The organism is Algoriphagus halophilus (genome assembly GCF_900129785.1).
Lineage (GTDB): Bacteria > Bacteroidota > Bacteroidia > Cytophagales > Cyclobacteriaceae > Algoriphagus > Algoriphagus halophilus.
On record NZ_FSRC01000001.1, the window covers coordinates 425,968 to 449,080 of the forward strand.

Below are 23,113 nucleotides of genomic sequence, written 5' to 3' on the forward strand. Positions count from 1 at the left end.
TTACAACCTAAATGAAGGATTTTCCAAATCTGGATCATCCGATTTGTTAAAGGATACTTCCTTGAATGGAATAATTTGGTGTGTTGGGTTTTGAACAGGAAGTATTACATGGTCTTCCGAGGACTTGAAGTTGATTTCATTATAATAAATCAATTGCCAGTTCCCCTCATGGTCCTCTGCCAATGCACTCATGGTTTCTACCCAATCTCCCGAATTCAGGTATTCTATCCCATCAATCATTCGGTTTTCGGCTTTATGAATATGTCCGCAAATGATTCCATCACAACCTTTGGCCTTCGCCATTTTGGCTAACTCTTCCTCGTATTGGTCAATGTAGGAAACGGCGGATTTCACTTTTCCTTTGACATATTTTGATAAGGAAAAATAAGGAAGACCTCTTTTGTACCTGTAAAAGTTGACCACCCGGTTTAGCCAAAGCAAAAAGGTGTAGCCCACATCACCGATGTAGGCAATCCACCTTAAATTTGTGGTAATGCTATCAAAAACATCCCCATGTGTGATGAAGTATTTTTTACCATTACTCTCATAAATCATGTCTAGTTGGATGGAGAGATTTCCAATTTGAAGAGGTAAAATTTGTTCCAAAAAATCATCGTGATTTCCCCGGAGATAGAAGACTTTGGTGCCTGTGTTTTCTATCATTTTTATTATTCTATTAAAAAATCGTGTGTGTTTCCTTTTCCAGGATCCTGATTTTTTGAGCTGCCAACCATCTATGATATCACCATTCAGGATTAGGTTTTCACATTCATACATCTTTAAGAATCTGGAAATTTCTTTGGCTTTGGAGCCTTTGGTTCCCAAATGCACATCGGAAACGACGATTGTTTTGAATCTGGTTTTCACACTTCTTGTTTTGATCTCAATGTATACACTGAAAATCAACTAAGAATGAAATTGGTTTTATCAAAAAGCTATGATTATGGAGGCTTTCCAGTTTAGTGTGATGATAAAATTAAGCCAAGATTAAAAATCCGGATAAAGAAGTTAGAATGGTCAAGGCTAGGCTCAAATACCGCATTTATTACATTAATGGTGGTATAAAAAATTCACTTTCACCCTAGATTTATTGGTTCAAATGTAAACCCTATGAAGAAACTCTTACTCTTTTCAACATTATTCCTGATTCTTTCAGGGGCTATTGCCCAGGAACAAGTTTATCAAGGAAATTATGAATTGGCAGCTCGATTTTCACCGGAAAAAATGCGAAAAATGGTTTTTTCAACTGCTGTGTCTCCACATTGGTTGAAAAAATCCGATCGATTTTGGTATGAATACAAAACCAGTGATGGAAATAACTGGTACATCGTAGACCCAGTACGGAAAACCAAATCCAGCCTTTTTGACAAGGATAAACTGGCCATGGAAATCACCAAAATCATGAAAGATCCGGTAGATGGGCAGCACCTGGATTTAGATGATTTAAAGTTTTTAGAAGATGAAAACACCATCCGGTTTAAAATCAAAGGCACCGAAGAAGTCCTGAAAAAAGACTGGGCTGAAATCAAGGAAAAAAATAAAAATGCAAAAGATTCCCTAGAGAAAAAGACTTTTGTGTTTGAATACCATATCGGTAACCAGCAGTTGGTGGAAATTACAGATGCGGAGGAAGACCCAAAAAGATTGTCCTGGGCTTCTATTTCTCCGGATTCATCCAAAGTGGTATTTGCAAAGCACCATAATTTGTTTTGGATGGATAAAGAAAATTTCCTCAAAGCTGTAAAAGATGAGAAAGACAGTACCATTGTGGAGCATCAAATCTCTACTGATGGAGAGGAAGACTTTGGGTATGGCTTCAGTGGTAGAGGAGAGGATAATGTGGAAGTTGAAAAAAATAAAGATAAAAGAAAGCGAGTAGGGGTGCTTTGGAATGAAGCCTCTACCCAATTTGTATTTACCCGGTCTGATGATAGAAAAGTAAAGGACCTGTGGGTGCTGCATAATACGAGAGATCCTCGCCCTACTTTGGAGACTTATAAATATGCCATGCCCGGGGAGAAGGAGCAATCTATTGTCTACTTATACCATTATTCTTTTGATACGGAAGTGTTGAAGAATTTGCCAGTAGGTACTTTTAAAGATCAAACCATTTCTCTTTGGTCCACTCCAGCTCCTGCAAATGCAAGAGATGATGATTTTAGAGCTGCAACATGGTTGGGTGATGAAGATGAGTTTTATTTTGGGATCACTTCCAGGGACCTGAAAAAAGTAGACATCGCGAGATGGAACCTTGCTACTGGAGAAAAAGAGGTGGTGATTGAAGAGCGTAGCAATACCTATATAGACTTAAGCCGCCCTGAATTGGTGAACGGAGGAGAGGAGTTGATTTTCTGGTCAGAGCGTGATGGCTGGGGGCATTTTTACCTTTATGGAAAAGATGGGACCTTGAAGAGACAGTTGACTTCAGGTGCATTTCATACCGACCGTGTAGAGCGTGTCGACGATAAAGGTAGAAGATTGTTTTTCGTTGCCAATGGAAGAGAAAAGGGAGAGGATCCTTACTATGAACATTTGTATTCCGTGAGTTTAGATGGAGGTGCGATCACCCTATTAAATAAAGGAGATTTCAACCATTCTTCAGATATGAATGATGGCGGAACCTATTTTGTCAACACCTATTCGAGGGTGAATACTACCCCAGTTTCCGAATTGAAAGATCGAAATGGTTCGAAAGTGATGGATTTGGAAACGGCTGATTTATCTCAATTGTTTGCTGCAGGATATCAATTCCCTGAACCTTTTACCTTTAAAGCAGATGATGGGATCACCGATTTGTATGGGGTAATGTACAAGCCTTTTGATTTTGATTCAACCCGCAAATACCCTCTGATTGAATATGTGTATCCTGGTCCTCAAACAGAAGCGGTAAACAAATCCTTTTCTGCGAGATTGGATCGAACAGATCGGTTGGCTCAATTTGGTTTTGTCGTGATCACTCTTGGAAACAGAGGAGGGCATCCTGGAAGATCCAAGTGGTATCATAACTATGGATATGGAGATTTGAGAGATTATGGTTTAGCAGATAAAAAGGCTGCAATAGAACAATTGTCAGATCGACATGATTTCATTGATAAATCCAAAGTGGGAATCCATGGTCACTCAGGAGGTGGATTCATGTCCACTGCTGCCATGTTGGTCTATCCCGACATTTTCAAAGTAGCTGTTTCTTCAGCGGGGAATCATGAAAACAATATTTATAATCGTTGGTGGTCAGAAAAGCACCATGGCGTGAAAGAGCAAATTTCTCCTAAAGGGGATACTACTTTTGTTTACCAGATCGAGAAGAACCCAGATCTTGCCAAAAATCTAAAAGGGCACTTGATGCTTTCTCACGGAGATGTAGATAACAACGTGCATCCAGCGAATACCATTCGGATGGCGAATGCTTTAATCAAGGCAGGAAAGCGCTTTGACTTTGTAATGCTTCCTGGTCAAAGACATGGTTACGGTGATATGACCGAGTATTTCTTCTGGAGGATGGGAGATTATTTTGTGCAGCATTTATTGGGAGATAATACACCACCTCCTGTGGATATGTTGGAATTCCAACGTGAAAAAGCCCAAACAAAATAGCCCTAAAATCCCCAGAGATCACAAAATGCCTGATTCATGAAGAGTCAGGCATTTTTAGGTCAAAATGATTCTAAATTGGCCTTCTTCAAATTTTATGGACACTTTCATCAGTACATCCACGTTTCGATTTTTTTGTTTTCCAGCATCCCATTCTATTTCTTTCTGAAAAATTTCCAGCACTTGTTTACACACGAAGGCAGTTTCTGAATTACAGGATAGTAACTGAAAATCACTTGCCTTTCCTTCACAGTTTATTAGGGTTTGAAAGACGATTGGTCCTGTAGGAATGTCTTGGTGTGTCACCTTCTTTTGGAGAAGTTTCTCAATGGAGCTTAGTGTCTTTTTGGGCCTAGGCATTTCTTCCACAATAAAGAAATACCCTGTTTTGTACCCCTCGGGTTTAATGGGGTTTGCATACGAACAGGCATTTGTTGGGTCTAACAAAGGCTTGAAATCTTGTGCAAAGGCAACATGCTGAATGAAAAAAAGAAAAATTGAAAAAGCTGTTAATTTCATTTATTGATATTGATATTGATTTGATCCACATTAATATAGTCAATTATGAAAATGAATAGTTGAGAAATAGAATAAAATTTTAATTATTTAACTATTTTTATTGTATAACCGAGGAACAAGTGGTTTGAAGTTCAATCATTTTTTGAGCATACCGACGTCCCAATTCATGATAGGAATCAGAGTCAAAATGGGTTTGATCCCCTTTATGGTTTAGACCTTGGGCACTGACCAGATTTAAGCATGCATTTTCTGAAGCAAGCTTAGTCAACTCCCCATTTAACTGCTCCGCCAATGGGGACCTTTCATAAAAAAAGTATCCTATTTCACCTGTTACAACAGGGATTGATTTTATCCCTAAGTCCTTTTTAAGAGAATCTACCATGGCCAAGAATTTTTGGGAATACCCAGCCACAGACTCTTCATTCCCTGGGTTATCCCTCTTATGAAGGCAATCCTCCCAAAGTTTTCTTCCAAAGGGTTGAAGTATTGTTCGGCTTGTTGTTCACCAAACATTTCCAAGCCATATAGGAACATTTAAATTAGATCTTCCTCAGCAAGATTAGGAAGAAGAAGGAGAGGTGAAATCCCCAAAAGTGGGGATTTGTGATCAGTGGAAGTAAGTATATTAAAAATTTCATGTGGCAATAAAGGTTTAGCTCTATTGAATTATAGTCTTTTTTAGTTTCATTGATATTACAGAATAAAGACCGAATTATTTGTGGGAAAAAATAGTAGTCTAATCCAAAAAAAGAATTTGAAAAATGTAGGGAAGGGCTTACTTTGAATAATTAAATCTTTCGCTCTTGTTTCGTTTTAGCCTATTTTCTTTCCTTTTACTTCTTTTTTATGGTGCTTTACCATCTTTGGGAAGACAGCAAGTCCAACTCGATAGTTTGGAACAAGTTTACCATAATCAAAATCTTTCCGATTCGATTCGCTACCGCGCGATTCAGCAGCTTACTTTTTCGATGATTTTTAGTGATGGAGATCAAGCCAAGACTAGGATTCAAGAAGTCTTGAAATTAGCCGAAAAGGAAGTTGGGAAATCTAGGATTTACTTTGAAATCCTTCAAAATCTTGGCATCTACTATGATGTTAATCAAATGACCGACAGCTCCCTGAGGATCTTTTCTGAGATCTTAGAAGAAAGTAAAAAACAAGGTTGGAAAGCTCTCGAGCAGCGCTCCAACAACAATCTAGGTATGAATCGCCTGAATTCCTCGGACTACAAAGCGGCGATTGAGTATTTTTCCAAATCCTTGGAGCTTAGCAGAATTGATCCCTCTGCTCAAGAGGCTAATTATGTTCATAGCATCTCCAATTTGGGATTGGCTAATCAAGAACTCGAACTCTACGATCAAGCGATCAAGTATCATTTGGAGGCTTTGGAGATTCGGGAGCGTCTTGATGACCCAAATGGTATAGCGATCTCTTGTGCTAACTTGGGGATTTGTTTCAAACTAATGGGAGAAGAAGACCTGGCTGAAAAGTACTTTCAAAAATCAATCGAGAATGCCAAAATCGCCGGTAACAAAGTACTCTTTCACCGAGTGCATGATAATCTCGGCAGTCTTTACATTGGGCAGAAAAATTATGATAAAGGTTTAATGATGCTTGATATCGCTCTGGATGATGCAGATGGATTTACTCCCGACCCCAAAATGGAACTCAGCATAGTCAGTAATGCCGCTGCGGCTCATATTGAATTGGGGCAAACCGAACGAGCTTTGGGATTTGCCAATCGCGGTATTGGAATATTGACTGAAAGTCCGGAGTTGGTTAACTATTCACTGACGTTGAAAAATACCCTGGCAAAAATCTATTTTAGAAAAGGGGACTTTGAAAAAGGCAATGCTTATCTCGAGGAATATCAAGAACTAAATCGGAAAGTTTTTCAGGAAGAAAATGCCAAACTCCTTACCGATCTTCAAGTGAAGTATGATTTAGATAAAAAGGAAAGCCAAATTGCACTTCAGAACGCTGTGATTCTGGAAAAAAATGCGACTCTTCAGCGAAATTATTTCGCTTTTGCAGCCCTAGGACTGCTGATACTTTTGATCGGTGTTGCCTTTTTCTATTACCAAAACCGGACTAAGCGAAAGCAGGAACTCCTCGTCAAAGATCGGGAGTTGAAAGTTAAAGAAGCTTATATTCAAGCTTCGCTGGAATCTCAGGAACAGGAGCGGCGCCGTATGGCGCAAGATCTTCATGATGGATTTGGACAATATATTTCTGCCCTTCGTATGTATGTCTCTCAACTTAAAAGCAATCAGACAAAGGAGGAATTCAAAACCGAACTGGTCAGCCGCACCGATTCGGTTTTGGATGAAATGTCAAAGGAAATAAGCAATGTGGTTTATGACTTAATGCCGGCCACTTTGATCCGCTTTGGATTAATTGCGGCATTGGAAGACTTAGCTCACCGAATCAATAGTGGGCAAAAAGTAAAGCTCCATATCGAAGCAGGAAACCTTTCCGATAGCATGGATAAATTGGAAGAAATCAATCTATTCCGTATCTGTCAAGAATGGATTAATAATGTGCTCAAGTATGCTAAAGCGGAAAATATTACCTTGAAATTATCCCAAAATCATGGGATGACAAGACTTCAAATCTTAGACGATGGACAGGGTTTTGATACCAGTATTTTTCGGCACAGCAAGCGAAACGGCTGGAAAAACATCAGTACCCGAGCAGAGTTGCTAAATGGTAAATTGGAACTATATACCCAGTCTGGACAGCAGGGCACCGAGTTATTGGTCACTTTTCCGTATGTTCATCGTGCCAATTAAATTCGTTAAAATAAAATGAAAATTCTTCTTGCAGATGATCACCGCATTCTTTTGGATGGGTTGAAATTTTTAATTCAAAATCAGGACGAATCTACCGAAGTTAAAACGGCAACTACCGTGGAGGAGGCTTGGGAAAAAACTGTAAAGAAAGCTCCCGATTTGATCATTTCGGATATTTCTATTCCCAAAGAAGGCGGAATTGCTTTTGCCCAAAAAGTCAAGTCGCATTTTCCGCAGACCAAACTAATTTTTCTAAGCATGCATGAAGAGCCCTATCGAGTCAAAGAGGCTTTGGCTACAGGGGCGGAAGGTTATATTTTAAAGAAAGCTGCCCACGAAGAATTGTTAAAAGCAGTGAGAGAGGTAGCTTTGGGTGGAATGTATTTTAGTAGGGAGATTCAAAAAATCCTGATTCAGCGAATGAGATTCCCTACGGATGAGCGTATCCTTACCGAAAGAGAAAAGGAAGTGTTAAAGTTGATTTTTGAAGAGTTTTCCAACAAACAGATTGGAGAAATGCTTCATATATCTGAGCGAACAGTAGAGACTCATCGCAAAAATATCTACCAAAAAACAAAGACCAACACGCTGGTTGGCCTTTTGAAATTTGCCTTGGAAAACAATCTGGTGGGAGGGATGTCTTAATCTTGAGTCATGGAAACGAAGTTTGAAATCCCGGTATCCATCATGTCCCGAATAGCACCTGATGCAGCACTTACATATTTCTTCTGATCACACTCTGCAAAATGTGAGGCTACAGTTTTTTGCTCTCCCGATACCATAACCAAAGTAGAGTAGCCTGTTTTTGAAAACATGTCAGATTGAGCTTGGGTAACTTCTTTGATTTTCTTGTCCTTGAAGACATCCTCAAAGTAGACTGCCTTCTTCAGTTCCACTTTGGCATCAAAAAACGGATTGTTTCCAATATCATTTCCCGAAATAAAGCGTACTTTAGAACTGATAGTTTCAGAAGCCCCCATACTTCCAAAACCTTTGACAAGTCCAGTAAGTGAAGTTTGATTATTCACATCTGAAGTATTTATTATCGGCTCGATTCTATAACCTATTTTAGCTTTGACCGAAGAGCTATTAGTCCACATCGAAGCATCAGCATCCAGATCTACGAATGGAAAAATGAAATTGACATCGGCTACATAGACATCTCCGAGTTCTTTTGATATCTTGGGAGCCATGTCTAGAAAGGTACCTTTTTCTCTGCCGCTTTTAGCCACTCCCTTCACTAAGTAGTCAAAGCCTTTCGGAGTGATCATCACAAAACCAGCTGCTTGATCGTCGGAAGAAGCTCCTCCGGATACTTTAGTCCATCCCTGGAAAAAATCAATTTTTTCCGCTTCATCAATGCTTAGGATTTCGAATCCCTCACTTGTCAGTTGATTGAGGAAGGATTGATAGGCCTCATCGATGATCTTTTGGAAATCCTCCACATCTACGCCTGAGATTTGTACTCCCATCTTGGTATAGGTGCCGGAAGTAAATGTAGTTCGGTTGGCACGGTCATTTTTTGATCCGGAGGTTCTTGCCGAAGCCTCTTCAAAGACTTCGAAAAGGCCCTTGAAGCTTCGAATAAAAACCTTTTTTGGCGCTTTTTGATGTTGCTTTTTCTTATTGTAGCTAGTGACTTTTAGATCCTTGTCATTGATCGTAGTGCTTGGAAAGGCATGTATAAAAAGTAGGAGGAAAATAATTGTTAGACTTTTCATATGTTCTGTTTTTGGTTAGGGAGGATAAAGGTGGCCAAAGCAGAAATATGGAAGAATCCCCTAAAACACAGATTTTTTATCAGTACTATTACGGATACCTAGTCCAATTCATTACTGATCCCCATTGTTGATTGTATCAATTGATTGTACGAATCCTCTCCTCGCCATATTAGACTGGCTCATTAATAAATAGAGATGAAAATCCTTTTTCGATACGTTTGAGTTTTCATTCCTATATAGTTCGGTTGCATCAAGTTGGATCATCAACAACCCGCAGAAAACGGAAATGATCAAACTAAGTGCTTTCATTTTTTTCTAAAAACGGTTTAATTCAAAAGTAGAGAGAATCGAATTCCCTGATTTGGGGAAGAAGTTCTCATTACATTAAGCTAGACCTTTATGATGGATAATCCTTTTCCTTTTTTTATGGGGAATATCTTTTTCAAACTGGAAGTTATTCTTTTAAAAAAGCCCGTAAAATTGGATTATGGAGGGCTTCTTGACTAATTTCACGTTAAAATGAATGTTAATTCAGCGCTTTATGTTTAAAGCCTTGAAAATGAGATCTAATCTTAGACCTAGGATTTATTCAACGAATTGCTGGAATAGCATTTGTGACTTTTATCTAAAACAACTACCAAAAAATGAAAATTATGAACATTAGAATAGTAGGAGCAGCTGCAGCATTATTAATTGCCGCAAGTTGCCAGCCTCAAAAATCAGAAAATGAAGAAATGATGATGGAGGAGACAGAAATGAGTACTCCCGCAAGCATTTCTATCGAAAAATTTACGGACTCTCCTGCTTATGCTAATTCATCTTTGAAACTGACAAAACCTAGCAATTTGACCATTGCAACCCCTGGAGAAGTGGATTTTGCATTTGAAGTGGGAGATTATGAGTTAGGAGCTCAAACAGAGAAAAATGGAGTTGCTGCCCAATTGGCAAACTCTGGTAATGGTCAACATATTCACTTCATTATGGACAACGATCCTTATTCAGCACATTACGAGCCTGAATTTAAAAAGGAAGTATCCGAAGGAACTCATTACCTAGTAGCATTCTTGAGCAGATCTTATCATGAATCAGTGAAAAACGCCAATTCGTTTGTAGCTAAAAAAATTGTAGTTGGTGATGCTGGAGATGATCAAGGAGTAGATTTGGAGAAACCAACCCTAATTTACAGCCGCCCAAAAGGAGAATATAGCGGAGCGGATACTGAGAATTTAATGTTGGACTTCTTCTTATTGAATACAACCTTGTCTGAAGATGGAAACAAAGTACGAGCAACCATCAATGGTCAAGAGTTTATGATCACGGAGTGGGCTCCTTATATTATTAAAGGACTTCCTAAAGGCGAGGCAACGATCAAGTTGGAATTATTGGATGCAGAAGGAAATATGATTCCAGGTGGATTCAATGAAGTAACCAGAACGGTAACTTTGAAGGATTAATAAAGATCCTTTTATCATGAAATTTATAGATCCGTGCGATTCAAATTGCACGGATTTTTTTTGACCTACTCTCTCAGTTCAGCTCTTTTTTCCTCAATTTCACCAGCCAGAATTTCATTGACATCGGTTTTAGCACCAATTAGCAGATGGACAAGCGTTCCAAATTCTCGGGAATTAGGGTTGGAAATACTGCCAATCGGCTCTGATCTTTCAAACAGGGACTTTTCTCTTTCACTGATCCCGTCATCCACTTCCCTGACCAAGATTACATTTTTGATCGGTTTACTGAGGTCGATCCAGTTTACATAATCCGCATTCATCGTCACCGCTTGCAAGCCTTTGGTTTTGCTGTAAAAGTTTATAGCTCCAGCTTGTCCATAATTGTCACAGATGATGACGGTATATTCATTCTTAGGAGCTTTGGAATAGGCGAGATCTACTTTTTCTGCCAATTCTTTCCATCCCAACATATCGGCAAAATCTTGAGGTATATCATAGGTTTCTCCATCCTCCCAGCGTGTCAGTCCCAAATTCGGATGCTTCTCATATACAGATTTGAGGTTTTTTGGGGTACTAATTGGAAAGATCAGAGGGGCTAATGCTATAAAGATTCCAATGGGAAGGATTAAGGCAATAGGCTTGAGGTAGCGTTTCTTCCCGTCTTTTAGAAGTTGGGATAAGTAGATAGCTCCAAAGGAGAAATAAATAGGATAGAGGCCTATGGCATAATATGCCTTTGCTCGGAAATAAGTAAATACCGTCAGTGTAGCTATAAGCGTAAAAAAGAGAAATCTATAATTTTTGAATTGCGGTTGCGTGAAAAATGAAATCAATCCCGCAATGATGATAAATAGAGATCCGATAAAGAAGGTGGGTTGGTCAGTTAAAAAATCCAATCGGTTTATATTCACCAATTGATACCTGCTGAGCATACGCATATGCCAGATTACTGGAAAATCATTGGTCCATTGCCACCAAATGTTAGGCAATGCAATCAGGGTCGCTACTCCTAGACCACCATAAAGATGCGGGTTTTTGAAGATTTTTCTTTCGGGAGTAACCAGTAAACCAATGAATAATCCGATGGCGAGAAAAGCAACATTGTATTTATTTAGAAACCCAAACCCAAAACCGACTCCCATCCAATATAACCAAGTCGTTTTTTCTGTTTTGAAAAAGTTGACCAAGGAATATAGAATGAAAGTCCATGCGAGAATATCGAAGGAATTGGGTTGAAAAAGCATGTTTAGCCTTACTAAGGCAGAGAAAATCAAGCCGATGGCAGCTAATGACAATGCAAAGAGATTACCTCCAAATCCTTCTATGGTTTTCCAAACAATTACAATGGTCAAAGCACCCAAAAAGGCGGGAATAAACTTTACCCAAAATTCTGTGTAACCAAGCAGGTAAATCAGATAAGAAAACCAAGAAGTGACTGGTGGAACAGAAATATAGCCCCAGTCCAGGTGATGGGCTTGATCCAGATGCAGGAATTCATCGCGGTGTAGTTCATAACCAGAATCGATCACGAGATATTGCAGCAAGATTTTGATCAGTACAAATCCAACTAAGAACCAATTATTGCGACTCATTTAACTATTGGATTACCCGTTAAAGATCAGCTTGAATGTAGTCCCCTCCTCGATCGCAGATCGAACTTGAATATTGCCTTTGTGTCTACGCATGATTTGCTTGGATAAACTCAAGCCAATTCCTGAACCTTTCTTTTTGGTAGTGAAGAATGGAATGAAGATTTTGCTCAGCGCCTCTTCTTCTATTCCTTTTCCGGTATCACTTACTTCCAAGATGATTTTACCAGCTTCATCAATAAATGCCCGGAAGGTGATCACTTTGATCTCTGCATCCTCCACCGCGTGTATGGCGTTTTGTGCAAGATTGATCAATACTTGCTCGATTTGAGTCTGATCTCCAAAAAGGATTAATTCAGGCGGATTGAGTTCCTTTCGTAAGGTGATGTTTTTGCTCTCTAATTGGTGTGCAAGCAAGACTTCGAGTTGGTCAAATAGTTTTGCAATACCAATACTGCTGAATTTAGGCGTAGGGATATGTGCCAAACTCCTAAAGTCAGAGACAAAATTGATCAAACCTTGGCTTCGTTTTTCAATGGTGCTGATTCCCATCAGGTAATCCTCCATGTCAGAAGGACCAACTTGGCTCAGGTCATCCATCTTGGACTCGATTTCTTCTTTGATAGTTCCTGCCAAAGAAGAGATCGGAGCTATGGAATTCATGATCTCGTGGGTAAGAATCTTCACAAGATTCTGCCAAGCTTCCATTTCTTTCTCTTCGAGTTCAGACTGAATGTTTTGTAAAGAAACCAATTTGAATTTTTCACCTCTCATCAAGAGTTCTATCACATAGACCGATAACTGCATGATTCCATCTGGATGGGCAATTTTAATTAATTCGGAGCCTCCAGTCCTTAAGTTTTGGATTGCTAAATGAAGCTCCTTATTTATTCCTTCTATTTGAGAGATGTTTTTTAACTCTTCTACATCCAAAATTCTTTTGGCTGCGGTATTGATGATTTGAATATTTCCATTTTCTCCATAGGTGATCAAGCCGATGCTGAGGTGTTTGAACACAGATCTGAAATACTGGTATTGTGCTTCTTTTTCTGCTTGATCCTCTTTTAGTTTTGCCAGTATGGCATTGAATTCAATGTGAAGATCATCAGTTTCAGTCCCATCAAATTTGACGGGATAGAGTTGTGTATATTTATCCTGTTTGATGTTATCCAGGAATACCCGGACTTTCTTAAACGAGCTTTCAGAGTATTTTAGGAAGAAAATAATCTGTATCACTACCAAAATCAAGAAAAGGGAGATCATAAAGACTCCCCATTCATCGAAAATGGTATATGCCAATAGAAAAAGAGTAGCGGCTAGAAAGGCAATTCTACCCAGTAAGCCAACTTTATAATCCATATTTTTCTAATCTTCTATAAAGAGAAGCTCGGGTTAAGCCCAGTTCTTTTGCTGCTTTGGAGATGTTTCCTCCATTTTTGTCTATTGCTCTCTGAATGGTGCTTCTCTCCATATCATCGAGGTTCAAAGTATTGTTTGCAGGAACCTTATCTGAGGAAGGTTTGGCAGAAAGGAAGAAGAAGTCTCTGGAGTCTAATTCTTCTCCTTCGGCCATGATGATGGCTCTTTCTATGGCATGCTGCAGTTCTCGGATATTACCTGGCCAGTTGTATCGTTGAAGTAAATCCATGGCAGACTCATTGAATCCGGTGAAATTTTTACGGTATTTCTGACTGTAGTTTTTCAGGAAATGATTTGCCAAGACAGGAATATCGTCTTGTCTCTCACGCAAGGGAGGAAGGAAAATTTCCACCGTATTTATTCTATACAATAAATCTTGGCGGAAGGTGTTTTCCATGACCATTTCATGTACATGCATATTGGTAGCGCAAATCAACCGAATATCTACCGGGATGGCTTTGTTGGTACCTATCCTGGTGACTTCCCTTTTTTGTAGTACAGTCAGTAATTTGGATTGTAATGGCATGGATAAATTCCCGATTTCATCCAGGAACAAGGTGCCTTTATCCGCTACCTCAAACCTACCGGCTCTATCGTCTTTTGCATCTGTAAATGCACCTCTTTTATGGCCAAATAGTTCAGATTCAAAAAGCGTTTCAGTAATAGCTCCCATATCCACCCCCACAAAAATTTCATCTTTACGTAGTGAACGGTCGTGAATAGCTCGGGCAATCAATTCCTTACCAGTACCGTTTTCTCCCAATATCAATATGTTGGCATCGGTTTGAGCGACTTTATCGATAATAGAAAAGATGTTTTTCATAGAAGCACTTTGCCCGATGATGTCGCTATAGGGCTTTTTCAAATCAGACTGAAGTTGCTTTTGCTTCTTATTCAGCTTTTCTACCTCGTTGTAACTTTCTTTCAGCCTTACCGCAGAGGATAAGGTAGCCAATAGTTTTTCATTTTGCCATGGCTTAAGAATGAAGTCCGTAGCTCCCTCTTTCAAGGCTTGTACCGCCATTTCCACATCTCCAAATGCAGTAATGAGAATAACCACTGCCTTTGGGTCAATTTCCTTGATTTGCTTCAACCAATGAAATCCCTCTTTTCCGGAAGTGGTATCTTCCCGGAAATTCATGTCCAGCAAAATGACATCATAAGAATTGTTGTTGATCAAAAAAGGGATTCTTCGTGGGTCTTTTTCTATGGATACTTCTTTGGCATGCTTCTTTAAGAGCATTTTTGCTGCAAATAGTAAATCTTCGTTATCGTCAATGATGAGTATTCTTCCCAGATCTTGATTTTCCATTGGTGTATTGTTTGGCCTATACTAGGGGGAAAATAGTGCCAAGGCTGATTTTGGCCTTTAAACCCTATTTTTTTGATTGAAGTGTCCATAAATGTACGATTTTATACTGTTTTCGGACAATAGTGTCCGGGTTTTTAGGCCCAAAAGATTTATGTAACTTTGTGCTTTAACCAAATGAAATATCATGCAAGCTAAAAAAGGCGATGCGGTGCAAGTGCACTACACCGGTAAGTTGAAAGATGGAAGTGTTTTTGATTCTTCAGTAAACAGAGAACCTCTAGGTTTCACTCTTGGTGCAGGTCAAATGATTCAAGGATTTGATGCAGCTGTTGATGGAATGGCTGTTGGCGATAAAAAAACTGTGACTATACCTGCAGCTGAGGCCTATGGTGAAAAAAGAGACGATATGATGATCGATGTTCCTATTGAGCAGGTTCCAGCAGACATCAAACCAGAAGTTGGAATGCAATTGACTCTTCAGGGGCAAAATGGTCAGCCAATGCCTGTTATTGTAACTCATGTAGACGAACAAAAAATCACATTGGATGCAAATCACCAGTTGGCTGGGAAGGATTTGATTTTCGACATTGAATTGATGAAAATCGGTTAATCCTGAGATGAAATCTAAAAAAGGCCCATTTCGTAATGGGCCTTTTTTAGTTCAAGAGTTGTATGGTTACCTCTTCTCCAGGTGAAAGCTGAGCTACAACGCTTGATTTTTCTACTCCCTCTTCCTGGTAGGTTTGGGCTTTCACTTTCTTTCCATTCACCAACAACTCTGGATGAGTTCCTAAGAATTCAGCATTCCACGTTAAAGGTTTGGTACCTGTTTGATAGTTGAGGGTGCTTTTTGTAGTTCCCTCATGGTGGACGGCAAGCTTTGAACTACCCAATGTGATATTTTCTACTCCCAAAAACTCCAATGCGGTAGGTAGGTGGGATAAGGTTCGGACTTCATTTTTAGCTGCATTGGGTTTAACCCCAAGCAGGTCTATAATCACATTTCGTATTAATACATAAGATACTTCTGGATAATCCCCATTTCTTCCCGTAGCAGAGGAATAGGAATGTTCCTGATCTAATTTTTCTAAAATGTAAGTCAGCCATTTCCAGCCCAATTCATTTTGGTGGTGGAGAAAAAACGTTTCCGGAATGTAACTGATTGCCTCAATATTATCCGGGATATCTGCTTTGGACTCCAGTCGCTCATCAATGAATGCCAAATAGTTTAAGGTTCTTTCGGAACCAAACTCAGTGATGCCTTTCATTGGCATAAACCATGAATTTTCTTTTCCCCATCCATCCACAGGAGTTCCATTTGCTACATAACCTCTATTGTAAAGTGGGGTGTTTTGGATCCCCCAGGTTTCATTAAAAAGGTTTTTAAGTTGTTCAGCTTTGAGAGAAAACTCATGAAAGCCCTTTTCATCACCCTTTAGTTGGGCAAATTGTGCGGAAGCTAGGTAGGCCTTGTATTGGCTCGCTAATGCATCCCCTGCTTCGATTAGTGGTTGGTCTTTTTGTTCGTTGTAGGAAGCAGCTCCATCAAAAATCCCTTTTCCTGTACCCTCGGCAATACCATTAGGGATTTGTTGATCATGAAGTTCTATAAATTCCGAAACTGATTTTTCATAGAACTCCCACAATATGGGATCCTGAATATACCTGTCATCTCCAGTCCAGCAGTATAACTCATAGGCTTTTTCCACCAGTTCAAAGGTAGCAGGAACTTCTCTGACAAAATTTGAATCAGATTTATAATCAATAGTATAGGGAGAACCATCGAAATTAATGGCCCATAAGGGAAACCACTTTTTACTGGAATTGGCTGATGCCGCAAAGGCTTTCATCATGGTGAAGTTTTCATCCTCCAATCCCAAGAAATGGGCTCCTTCTAATTGATGGCAGAAATCTCTTGAATAAAAAGCGGTGCGTTTGGGATATCCTGCCCAATAGGAGGGAAGATAATTAACTGTATCCGTCCCTGCTCCATTTTCCCAAGCATTGATGGGTCCTCTCTTTCCGGTTTGCACATAGGATAGGGCTTTTTCCTGAGCCCAATTGAATGCTTCATTCAAGTCTTGATTCGACGAATGGATGATCAATGGGAGCCTTGAAGTTTCATTCTTAAAAACAGGATCCTTCGTAGCTGTATAACTGGCAGGAGCTAGTAATACAAGAAGTAGTACAATGGATTTAATAGTGGGCATTGGTTGGGTTTATGGATGGTTTTTTCAATTGACAATGTTACAAATATTATGAAAGTTGGATTTTTAGGATTCGGTCATTTTCTAAGAAATTCTTGATCAAATGGAGGAAAGTGCGTAATCGATTTCGTAATTACTCCCTAAATTTTTATTTATCTGAAGTATATTAAGTCGTTGGTTTAACCCAATCCAATTAGCATGACCCTAACCATAATTTCCTTTTTGGCCTTCACGGCATTTGTAGCGTTTTTTTCTTGGTATAAACTCCGAAAAGATCATCTGGATACCCAGGATGGATATTTTTTAGGAGGGAAAAGTTTAACTGGAGTGGTCATTGCCGGATCCATGTTGTTGACCAATATATCTACGGAGCATCTCATAGGGATGAATGGATCTGCTTATAAGAATGGGTTTATTATCATCGCCTGGGAGGTCACTTCGGCCATTGCTTTAGTAATTGGAGCCCTGTACTTCATCCCAAGTTTTCTCCGAATGGGCTTGACCACCATTCCTCAATATTTGGAATACAGGTTTGATAAAATAACACGGACGCTGGTTGCATTATTTCTGATTGTCTCTTTTGTAGTGACTCTTTTACCTATTGTGTTGTATACGGGAGCCATCAACCTAGAAAGTATCTTTAATGTATCCGAAACCTTACAAATCAGTCAACAAGAAGGGCTGTGGGTTACGGTCATTGTGATTGGAGTGATTGGTTCTATATATGCGATTTTTGGAGGGCTTAAAGCTGTAGCATTTTCAGATTCCATCAATGGGATTGGCTTGTTTGCGGGAGGACTATTGGTATTAGGATTTGCACTGTGGGATATAGGAGAAGGGAACATGATTGCTGGTCTGAGTAAGGTGTACCATGCTGCTCCTGAAAAGTTCAATGTAATAGGAGCAAAGGACTCTGTGCTTCCTTTCGAAACGATATTTACCGGTTTGATGATCAACCAGCTTTATTTCTGGTGTATGAATCAAACGATCATTCAACGGGCCTTTGGAGCCCAAAATTTGGCAGAGGCTCAAAAAGGGTTGTTGTATACTGGTGTGCTAAAGCTGTTCATTCCCTTAATCATCATTTTACCAGGCGTGATAGGGTTTTACTATTTTGGAGATAGCCTTTATGACAATCAGGATATGATCTATCCGGAACTGATCAAAAAAGTGCTGCCTGTAGGGCTTACAGGCTTTTTTGCAGCAGTAGTGATGGGAGCGGTGTTGAGTACCTTCAATAGTGTTTTAAATAGTACTGCTACCTTATTCAGTTTGGGTATTTACAAGCGACATATTAAGCTGGAAGCCAATGAAAAAGAATTGGTTTGGGTAGGGAAGTTAACTTCCATTGTGTTGGCGATTTGCGCGATTATGGCAGCTCCTCTGGTTGCTGGAGCTCCAGATGGTCTTTATCAATTGCTACAGCAATTAAATGGGATCTTCTTCATCCCTATTGCCTCGGTCATTATAGCGGGGTTGTTTTTGCCTAGGATTTCGGCCTTAGGAGCAAAAGCGGGGTTATTTGTCGGTCTTGCTTTTTATATTTTAACTGTATTTATTCTGAAAGTGAATATACATTTTGTCCATATTTGGGGCATTGAATTTCTATTGAATATGGCGGTCATGTTTACGGTTTCCTATTTTTCTCCAAATAGCAACACCTTTAAACCTTCTGATATCAGCCCTATAGAATTGCAGCCCTGGAAATATGCGAAGCTACTTGGGTTGGTCCTAGTGGTCTTGACCATCTTGATTTATGTTTGGTTAGGTAATTAACATTTTGAAATTCTTTATATTAGATTAAAATTTTAAGAGTATGAAAGATATAACTCCACATCAAATGGAAGAACTCTGGGAAGAGGATCTTTTACAACGTTATCCTGAAAATGGAAAGCCTGAAAAAGCGAAAGAGGAGTTTAGAAATTACGAAGATCCCCAGCGGGAAACAGTGAAGGAATTTTACCGAATCAATCACCTGAACCAGACTTATGATTTTGTTTTGGAGAAGGAACAGGAGTTTTTAAAATTCGATAAAAGAGAGATGACGCTTTGGGAGGCCGTAGAGTTTCTAAATACTTTGGTGGATGATTCGGATCCAGATACGGATTTGGATCAAACACAACATCTACTACAGACCTCGGAGGCTATACGTGCAGATGGGCATCCTGATTGGTTTGTTTTGACAGGGTTTTTACATGATTTGGGTAAAGTACTCTGCTTGTTTGGTGAACCTCAATGGTGTGTGGTAGGCGATACTTTTCCGGTAGGTTGTAAACATTCTTACAAAATCGTTTACCCTGAATTTTTCAAGGAAAATCCAGATTACCACAACCCAAGGTTTAATACCAAATTCGGCGTATATGAACCTAATTGTGGTTTAGATAATGTCCATATGTCTTGGGGGCATGATGAATACATTTACCAAATCATGAAAGACTATTTGCCGGAGGAAGGCTTGGCTATGTTGAGATATCATAGTTTTTATGCCCAACACCGTGAAAATGCCTATAGTCATTTAATGAATAAGGACGATCACCGCTTGTTTGAATGGGTGAATAAATTCAATCCTTATGATTTGTATTCCAAGGCAGCTGTGCCTCCCAATGTGAAGGAATTGAGACCGTATTATGAGGATCTGGCTTCCAAATATTTGCCAGACACCTTAAAGTTCTAATTTTTAAAAAACACCGAAGTAAAATTGCTTCGGTGTTTTTAATTCAAGTCATTGATCTTATCCGGAAAGGGGTAAACTGTAATTTTGTCCTTTGAAATTAATGTAATGATTGCTTGTCCCATTTGGATTTGCAAATCCCTTGGGTCAGGACTTTTGGCCACCTCTTGGACTTCTTGATTTAGAAGAGAAATAGCCTTGATCTTTCCTTCCTCTAGCCAAAAAAGATGTTCTTTATAAAAGCAAAGTCGTTGATCTGTCTGTAGATTTATTTTTTTTAGAAAGTTGCCTTGATTGTCAAATAGGAAGACTCCTTCATTTTTCACATTCATGAAAAGTCTGTTTTTGAACTCGCGGATTTCTAAAACATTCAGATTCTCCAGATTTAGGATCAAGTTCAAGGGTTGAGATTGAGTAATTAAGTTTCTCCTATAGTCTAAAATCTTCAGGTTGAGATCAGACTCATCCCAAACCCAAATAATATTGTTATTACCTAAGGTAGCGGCTTTGGCGAGCTGGACTCCTGTTTGAAAAAATCCTTTTTCAGAAAGAAGATTCAGAAATCGATCAAGTATTCGATACTCTTGAAGATCGGCAGAAAAACTAAAAATATTTACAGTCCAAGCAGCTTCCAATTGATGAAGCCTTCCTTGTCTTGTAGGGGAAAATAGATTCAGTTGTTCTCCTTTAGCATTGTATTGGAAAATATCACCACGACTATTGCTAATAAAGATCTGGTCCTTCGTATCCATAGATACCAGGTCTAAATCCCTGATACTAATTTCAGCAAGCGGCTTGCCAAATTCTTCTAGTTCCTGCCCCCATGAAAGAAGGGGGAAAAGTAGAAATAGAAAGGCAAGCAGGTTTTTCATCCTTCAAATGATTTTAAAACAGGCTTGGAATTGCCGTCAAATTCAAGATAAGTATATTGACTAACCCACTCCCCAAGATTGAAATAGGTAGCGTTGGTTGCTACTTCCAGTTCCAGAGGCAAATGTCGATGGCCAAAGATGTAATAGTCATGATGAGATTCTGCTTCAATTTCCTTACAATAAGCCCACAGCCATTCATCATCTCCTAAGAAGCGGTTTTCATCTTTTTCAATATTGGTAATTCGACTATGTCCTGACCAGGCATGCGCGATAGCAATGCCAATGTCTGGATGGAGCCATTTAAAAAGCCATTTGGATAAGGGATGGACAAATACCTTTTTTAAGAATTTATAGGAATTGTCACCTGGTCCCAATCCGTCACCATGGCCGACCATAAGGGTCTTGGAGCCTACTTTGATTTGAATAGGATCATGATAAACAGGGATACCCAATTCTTCTGTAAAATAGTCTTTCATCCATAGATCGTGATTTCCTGTAAAGAAATACACAGGAATATTCATGTCTCGTAATTGGGAGATCTTAGAAATGAAGGGAATAAATCCTTTGGGGATTACTTTCCCATATTCGAACCAAAAATCAAAAATATCACCTACCAAAAAAATGGCAGATGCCTGATCTTGTATGCTATCCAGCCATCGAATGATTTTTTGTTCTCGCGTTTTGCTGACCTTTGAATTGGGTGCACCTAAATGAAAATCCGAGGCAAAGAAGATCTTCTTTCCGTTGGGTTCGATGGTTAGGTTGGCTACTTGCATAAATAAAGATAATCGGGAAGTGGATTAAAAAAAAAGCCCCTTCTGAAGGGGCTTTTCAATTTACTATTTTTCTTCCTTCGGTTCCGTGACTGAAGTAGCCTCATCTGTTGTTTTTTCATCAGGATCAAGGGAAGGTTCCTCTAGTTGATCAATGACAGGCACAGGGGCACTTTCTTTTTTATTGGTATAAGCCTGATAGGTAGTCTCCGTTTCAAAAGGTCTTTTCCCAATCAAACGCTCCAGATCAGCTTGGAAAAGGATTTCTTTTTCAAGAAGTTCTTTCGCTAAGATTTCCAATTCTTTGATTCTATGCTCCAATAATTCCTTGGTTCTGGTATAGGCTTTCTGGATCAATTGTCTTACCTCCTCATCAATTGTTTCTGCGGTAGTTTCGGAGTAAGGCTTGGTCATTTTATAGTTGTCTCCTTTGGAATCGTAGAAGGAAACATTTCCGATCTTATCGTTCATACCATAAACAGATACGATTGAATAAGCCATTTTAGTAACTCTTTCCAAGTCACTTAAGGCTCCCGTGGAGATTTTTTTGAAGATGATTTCTTCCGCTGCTCTACCACCCAAAGTCATACACATTTCGTCTATCAATTGGTCTGTTTGATATAAAAACTGTTCTTTGGGTAGATACTGGGCATACCCTAGTGCTGCAATACCTCTTGGTACGATACTAACTTTTACCAATGGGTCAGCATGCTCCAGGAACCAGCCAGCCACGGCATGTCCAGCTTCGTGGTAAGCGACGATTTTTTTCTCTTCAGGAGAAATGATCTTATTTCTTTTCTCAAGACCTCCGATGGTTCTGTCAATGGCATCTTGGAAGTCTTCCATGTCCACTGCAGATTTATTTCTTCTTGCTGCGATCAAGGCAGCTTCGTTACAAACATTAGCGATTTCTGCTCCGGCAAAGCCTGGAGTTTGTGCTGCCAGTTTTTTAGGATCAATATCCGGACTGGTTTTGATAGGCTTCAAATGCACTTTAAAGATGGCTTCTCTACCCACAATATCTGGTTTGTCAATAGAGATTTGTCTATCGAATCTTCCTGCTCTCAGTAACGCGCTATCCAATACATCAGGTCTGTTGGTAGCTGCCAAAACGATGACACCAGAGTCTGTTCCAAAACCATCCATTTCTACCAACAGCGAGTTCAATGTGTTTTCTCTCTCGTCATTGGAACCAGGCATTTGGCCTTTCCCTCTAGATCTACCGATTGCATCGATCTCATCAATAAAAATGATACAAGGAGCCTTTTCTTTTGCTTGCTTAAACAAATCTCTTACTCTAGCAGCTCCTACTCCTACGAACATCTCTACGAAGTCAGATCCTGATAGGGTAAAGAAAGGTACTGCTGCTTCACCTGCAACTGCTTTGGCTAGTAAGGTTTTACCTGTTCCCGGAGGTCCTACAAGCAATGCTCCCTTAGGTATTTTACCCCCTAGTTTGGTGAATTTTCCTGGGTTTTTAAGGAATTCTACAATTTCCTGAATTTCCTCTTTTGCTTCATCAAGGCCTGCCACATTGTCAAAAGTGATTTTGACTTTGTTTTCGGCATCAAATAGTTGAGCTTTAGATTTACCTACATTGAAAATTTGTCCTCCAGGACCGGATGGGCCTGCCATTCTTCTCATCATAAACCAGAAGAACACGAACAACAAGATCAAGAAGCCGAAACTGCTGAAGTAACTACTCCAATTCTCCTCTGTGGATACTTCTAAATCAATTCTATTTGCAGGATCTGCTTGCTCTTTCAGCGCGTCAAAATCATTTGCAAACTTATCTACTGAAGCTACTTGAAACGAGTAATGTGGCCCAGAGGGATTAAAGAATGTAGAGTTGGACTCCAATTCGTTTTTATACTTAGGCTCAGATAATACAGAAGGCTTGAGGGTGATATCAACTCTTTCCATGTTTTTGACCATCACGACTTTAGAAACATCTCCGGCCAAGTACATGTCTTCAAACTTCTTCTGTGTAATATCTATCACTGCTGACCTTTGTTGTATCCAAGTAAGGCCTAGTAATACCAAAACTGCCGCAATGATCAACCAAAGTTGAAAATTCGGTTTTTGTTGAGGTGTCTTCGGTAATAATTTTTTGTTTTTATTTTTATCGCTCATCGCATAATGGGTAATTCTGTAAACTTAAGGTAAAACGGAATAGGTTGGGTAAAGTTTGTG

At 39.4% G+C, this 23,113-nt stretch carries 19 protein-coding genes; 7 read left to right on the plus strand and 12 right to left on the minus strand.

All coding sequences use genetic code 11. From position 1 onward, the window contains the following. On the minus strand, positions 1-867 hold the full coding sequence (locus tag BUR11_RS01790; protein ID WP_074225060.1) for a UDP-2,3-diacylglucosamine diphosphatase: 867 nt from the start codon (positions 865-867) through the stop codon (positions 1-3). 243 nt (positions 868-1,110) lie between these two features. Between BUR11_RS01790 and BUR11_RS01795 the strand changes: the two genes are divergently transcribed. Continuing rightward, positions 1,111-3,594, plus strand: coding sequence for a S9 family peptidase (locus BUR11_RS01795; protein WP_074223126.1), 2,484 nt, complete (start codon positions 1,111-1,113; stop codon positions 3,592-3,594). Between the two features lie 54 nt (positions 3,595-3,648). Here BUR11_RS01795 and BUR11_RS01800 read toward each other — a convergent pair whose 3' ends face one another. Together BUR11_RS01800 and BUR11_RS01805 are read right to left on the minus strand one after the other, a co-directional pair. Further along, positions 3,649-4,110 carry a hypothetical protein gene (locus BUR11_RS01800; RefSeq protein ID WP_074223127.1) on the minus strand — a complete coding sequence of 154 codons (462 nt, stop codon included), beginning with the start codon at positions 4,108-4,110 and terminating at the stop codon, positions 3,649-3,651. 97 nt (positions 4,111-4,207) lie between these two features. Next, positions 4,208-4,522 (minus strand): sialate O-acetylesterase, encoded by a 315-nt coding sequence (locus BUR11_RS01805; RefSeq protein WP_074223128.1) that lies wholly within the window; start codon positions 4,520-4,522, stop codon positions 4,208-4,210. 391 nt (positions 4,523-4,913) lie between these two features. Between BUR11_RS01805 and BUR11_RS01810 the strand changes: the two genes are divergently transcribed. Together BUR11_RS01810 and BUR11_RS01815 are read left to right on the plus strand one after the other, a co-directional pair. Then, a complete protein-coding gene (locus BUR11_RS01810; RefSeq protein ID WP_074223129.1) occupies positions 4,914-6,902 on the plus strand; it encodes a tetratricopeptide repeat-containing sensor histidine kinase in 1,989 nt (662 codons plus the stop codon). Positions 6,903-6,917: 15 nt separating this feature from the next. Next, positions 6,918-7,547, plus strand: a complete 630-nt coding sequence (locus BUR11_RS01815; protein WP_074223130.1) for a response regulator — start codon at positions 6,918-6,920, stop codon at positions 7,545-7,547. On the opposite strand, the gene BUR11_RS01820 is transcribed toward BUR11_RS01815, so the two are convergent. Next, complete coding sequence (locus tag BUR11_RS01820) at positions 7,544-8,623, minus strand: hypothetical protein (protein WP_074223131.1); 1,080 nt, start codon at positions 8,621-8,623, stop codon at positions 7,544-7,546. The genes BUR11_RS01815 and BUR11_RS01820 overlap by 4 nt on opposite strands. 111 nt (positions 8,624-8,734) lie before the next feature. Continuing rightward, positions 8,735-8,932, minus strand: coding sequence for a hypothetical protein (locus tag BUR11_RS01825; protein ID WP_074223132.1), 198 nt, complete (start codon positions 8,930-8,932; stop codon positions 8,735-8,737). A 344-nt stretch (positions 8,933-9,276) separates the two neighbouring features. Between BUR11_RS01825 and BUR11_RS01830 the strand changes: the two genes are divergently transcribed. Next, entirely contained in the window at positions 9,277-10,077 is an 801-nt protein-coding gene (locus tag BUR11_RS01830) for a hypothetical protein (protein ID WP_074225061.1), read from the plus strand. Positions 10,078-10,142: 65 nt separating this feature from the next. Here the strand turns inward: BUR11_RS01830 and BUR11_RS01835 are convergent, their stop codons facing one another. Genes BUR11_RS01835 through BUR11_RS01845 form a run of 3 tightly spaced genes read right to left on the minus strand, consistent with a single transcriptional unit; the run spans position 10,143 to position 14,397 of the window. Further along, on the minus strand, positions 10,143-11,669 hold the full coding sequence (locus BUR11_RS01835) for a glycosyltransferase family 39 protein (RefSeq protein ID WP_074223133.1): 1,527 nt from the start codon (positions 11,667-11,669) through the stop codon (positions 10,143-10,145). 12 nt (positions 11,670-11,681) lie between these two features. Further along, complete coding sequence (locus BUR11_RS01840) at positions 11,682-13,025, minus strand: sensor histidine kinase (protein ID WP_074223134.1); 1,344 nt, start codon at positions 13,023-13,025, stop codon at positions 11,682-11,684. Next, the gene (locus BUR11_RS01845; RefSeq protein WP_074223135.1) at positions 13,015-14,397 is read right to left on the minus strand and encodes a sigma-54-dependent transcriptional regulator; all 1,383 of its coding nucleotides are present in this window, start codon (positions 14,395-14,397) and stop codon (positions 13,015-13,017) included. Before BUR11_RS01845 ends, BUR11_RS01840 begins: the two co-directional genes overlap by 11 nt. A gap of 181 nt (positions 14,398-14,578) precedes the next feature. Here BUR11_RS01845 and BUR11_RS01850 point away from each other — a divergent pair, with 181 nt between their 5' ends. Further along, the gene (locus tag BUR11_RS01850; RefSeq protein WP_143185801.1) at positions 14,579-15,007 is read left to right on the plus strand and encodes an FKBP-type peptidyl-prolyl cis-trans isomerase; all 429 of its coding nucleotides are present in this window, start codon (positions 14,579-14,581) and stop codon (positions 15,005-15,007) included. Positions 15,008-15,053: 46 nt separating this feature from the next. On the opposite strand, the gene BUR11_RS01855 is transcribed toward BUR11_RS01850, so the two are convergent. After that, positions 15,054-16,607, minus strand: coding sequence for a hypothetical protein (locus BUR11_RS01855; RefSeq protein WP_074223137.1), 1,554 nt, complete (start codon positions 16,605-16,607; stop codon positions 15,054-15,056). A 195-nt stretch (positions 16,608-16,802) separates the two neighbouring features. Here BUR11_RS01855 and BUR11_RS01860 point away from each other — a divergent pair, with 195 nt between their 5' ends. Together BUR11_RS01860 and BUR11_RS01865 are read left to right on the plus strand one after the other, a co-directional pair. Continuing rightward, positions 16,803-18,380 (plus strand): solute:sodium symporter family transporter, encoded by a 1,578-nt coding sequence (locus BUR11_RS01860; RefSeq protein ID WP_074223138.1) that lies wholly within the window; start codon positions 16,803-16,805, stop codon positions 18,378-18,380. A 40-nt stretch (positions 18,381-18,420) separates the two neighbouring features. Beyond that, positions 18,421-19,278 (plus strand): inositol oxygenase family protein, encoded by an 858-nt coding sequence (locus BUR11_RS01865; protein ID WP_074223139.1) that lies wholly within the window; start codon positions 18,421-18,423, stop codon positions 19,276-19,278. Between the two features lie 38 nt (positions 19,279-19,316). On the opposite strand, the gene BUR11_RS01870 is transcribed toward BUR11_RS01865, so the two are convergent. The 3 genes from BUR11_RS01870 to ftsH all read right to left on the minus strand — a co-directional run bounded on the left by BUR11_RS01870 (position 19,317) and on the right by ftsH (position 23,053). Further along, positions 19,317-20,147: a hypothetical protein gene (locus BUR11_RS01870; RefSeq protein ID WP_074223140.1), complete on the minus strand. Its 831-nt coding sequence runs from the start codon at positions 20,145-20,147 to the stop codon at positions 19,317-19,319. Further along, entirely contained in the window at positions 20,144-20,923 is a 780-nt protein-coding gene (locus BUR11_RS01875) for a UDP-2,3-diacylglucosamine diphosphatase (RefSeq protein WP_074223141.1), read from the minus strand. Before BUR11_RS01875 ends, BUR11_RS01870 begins: the two co-directional genes overlap by 4 nt. A gap of 63 nt (positions 20,924-20,986) precedes the next feature. Then, a complete protein-coding gene (gene ftsH / locus BUR11_RS01880) occupies positions 20,987-23,053 on the minus strand; it encodes an ATP-dependent zinc metalloprotease FtsH (RefSeq protein ID WP_074223142.1) in 2,067 nt (688 codons plus the stop codon). Positions 23,054-23,113: the final 60 nt, after the last annotated feature.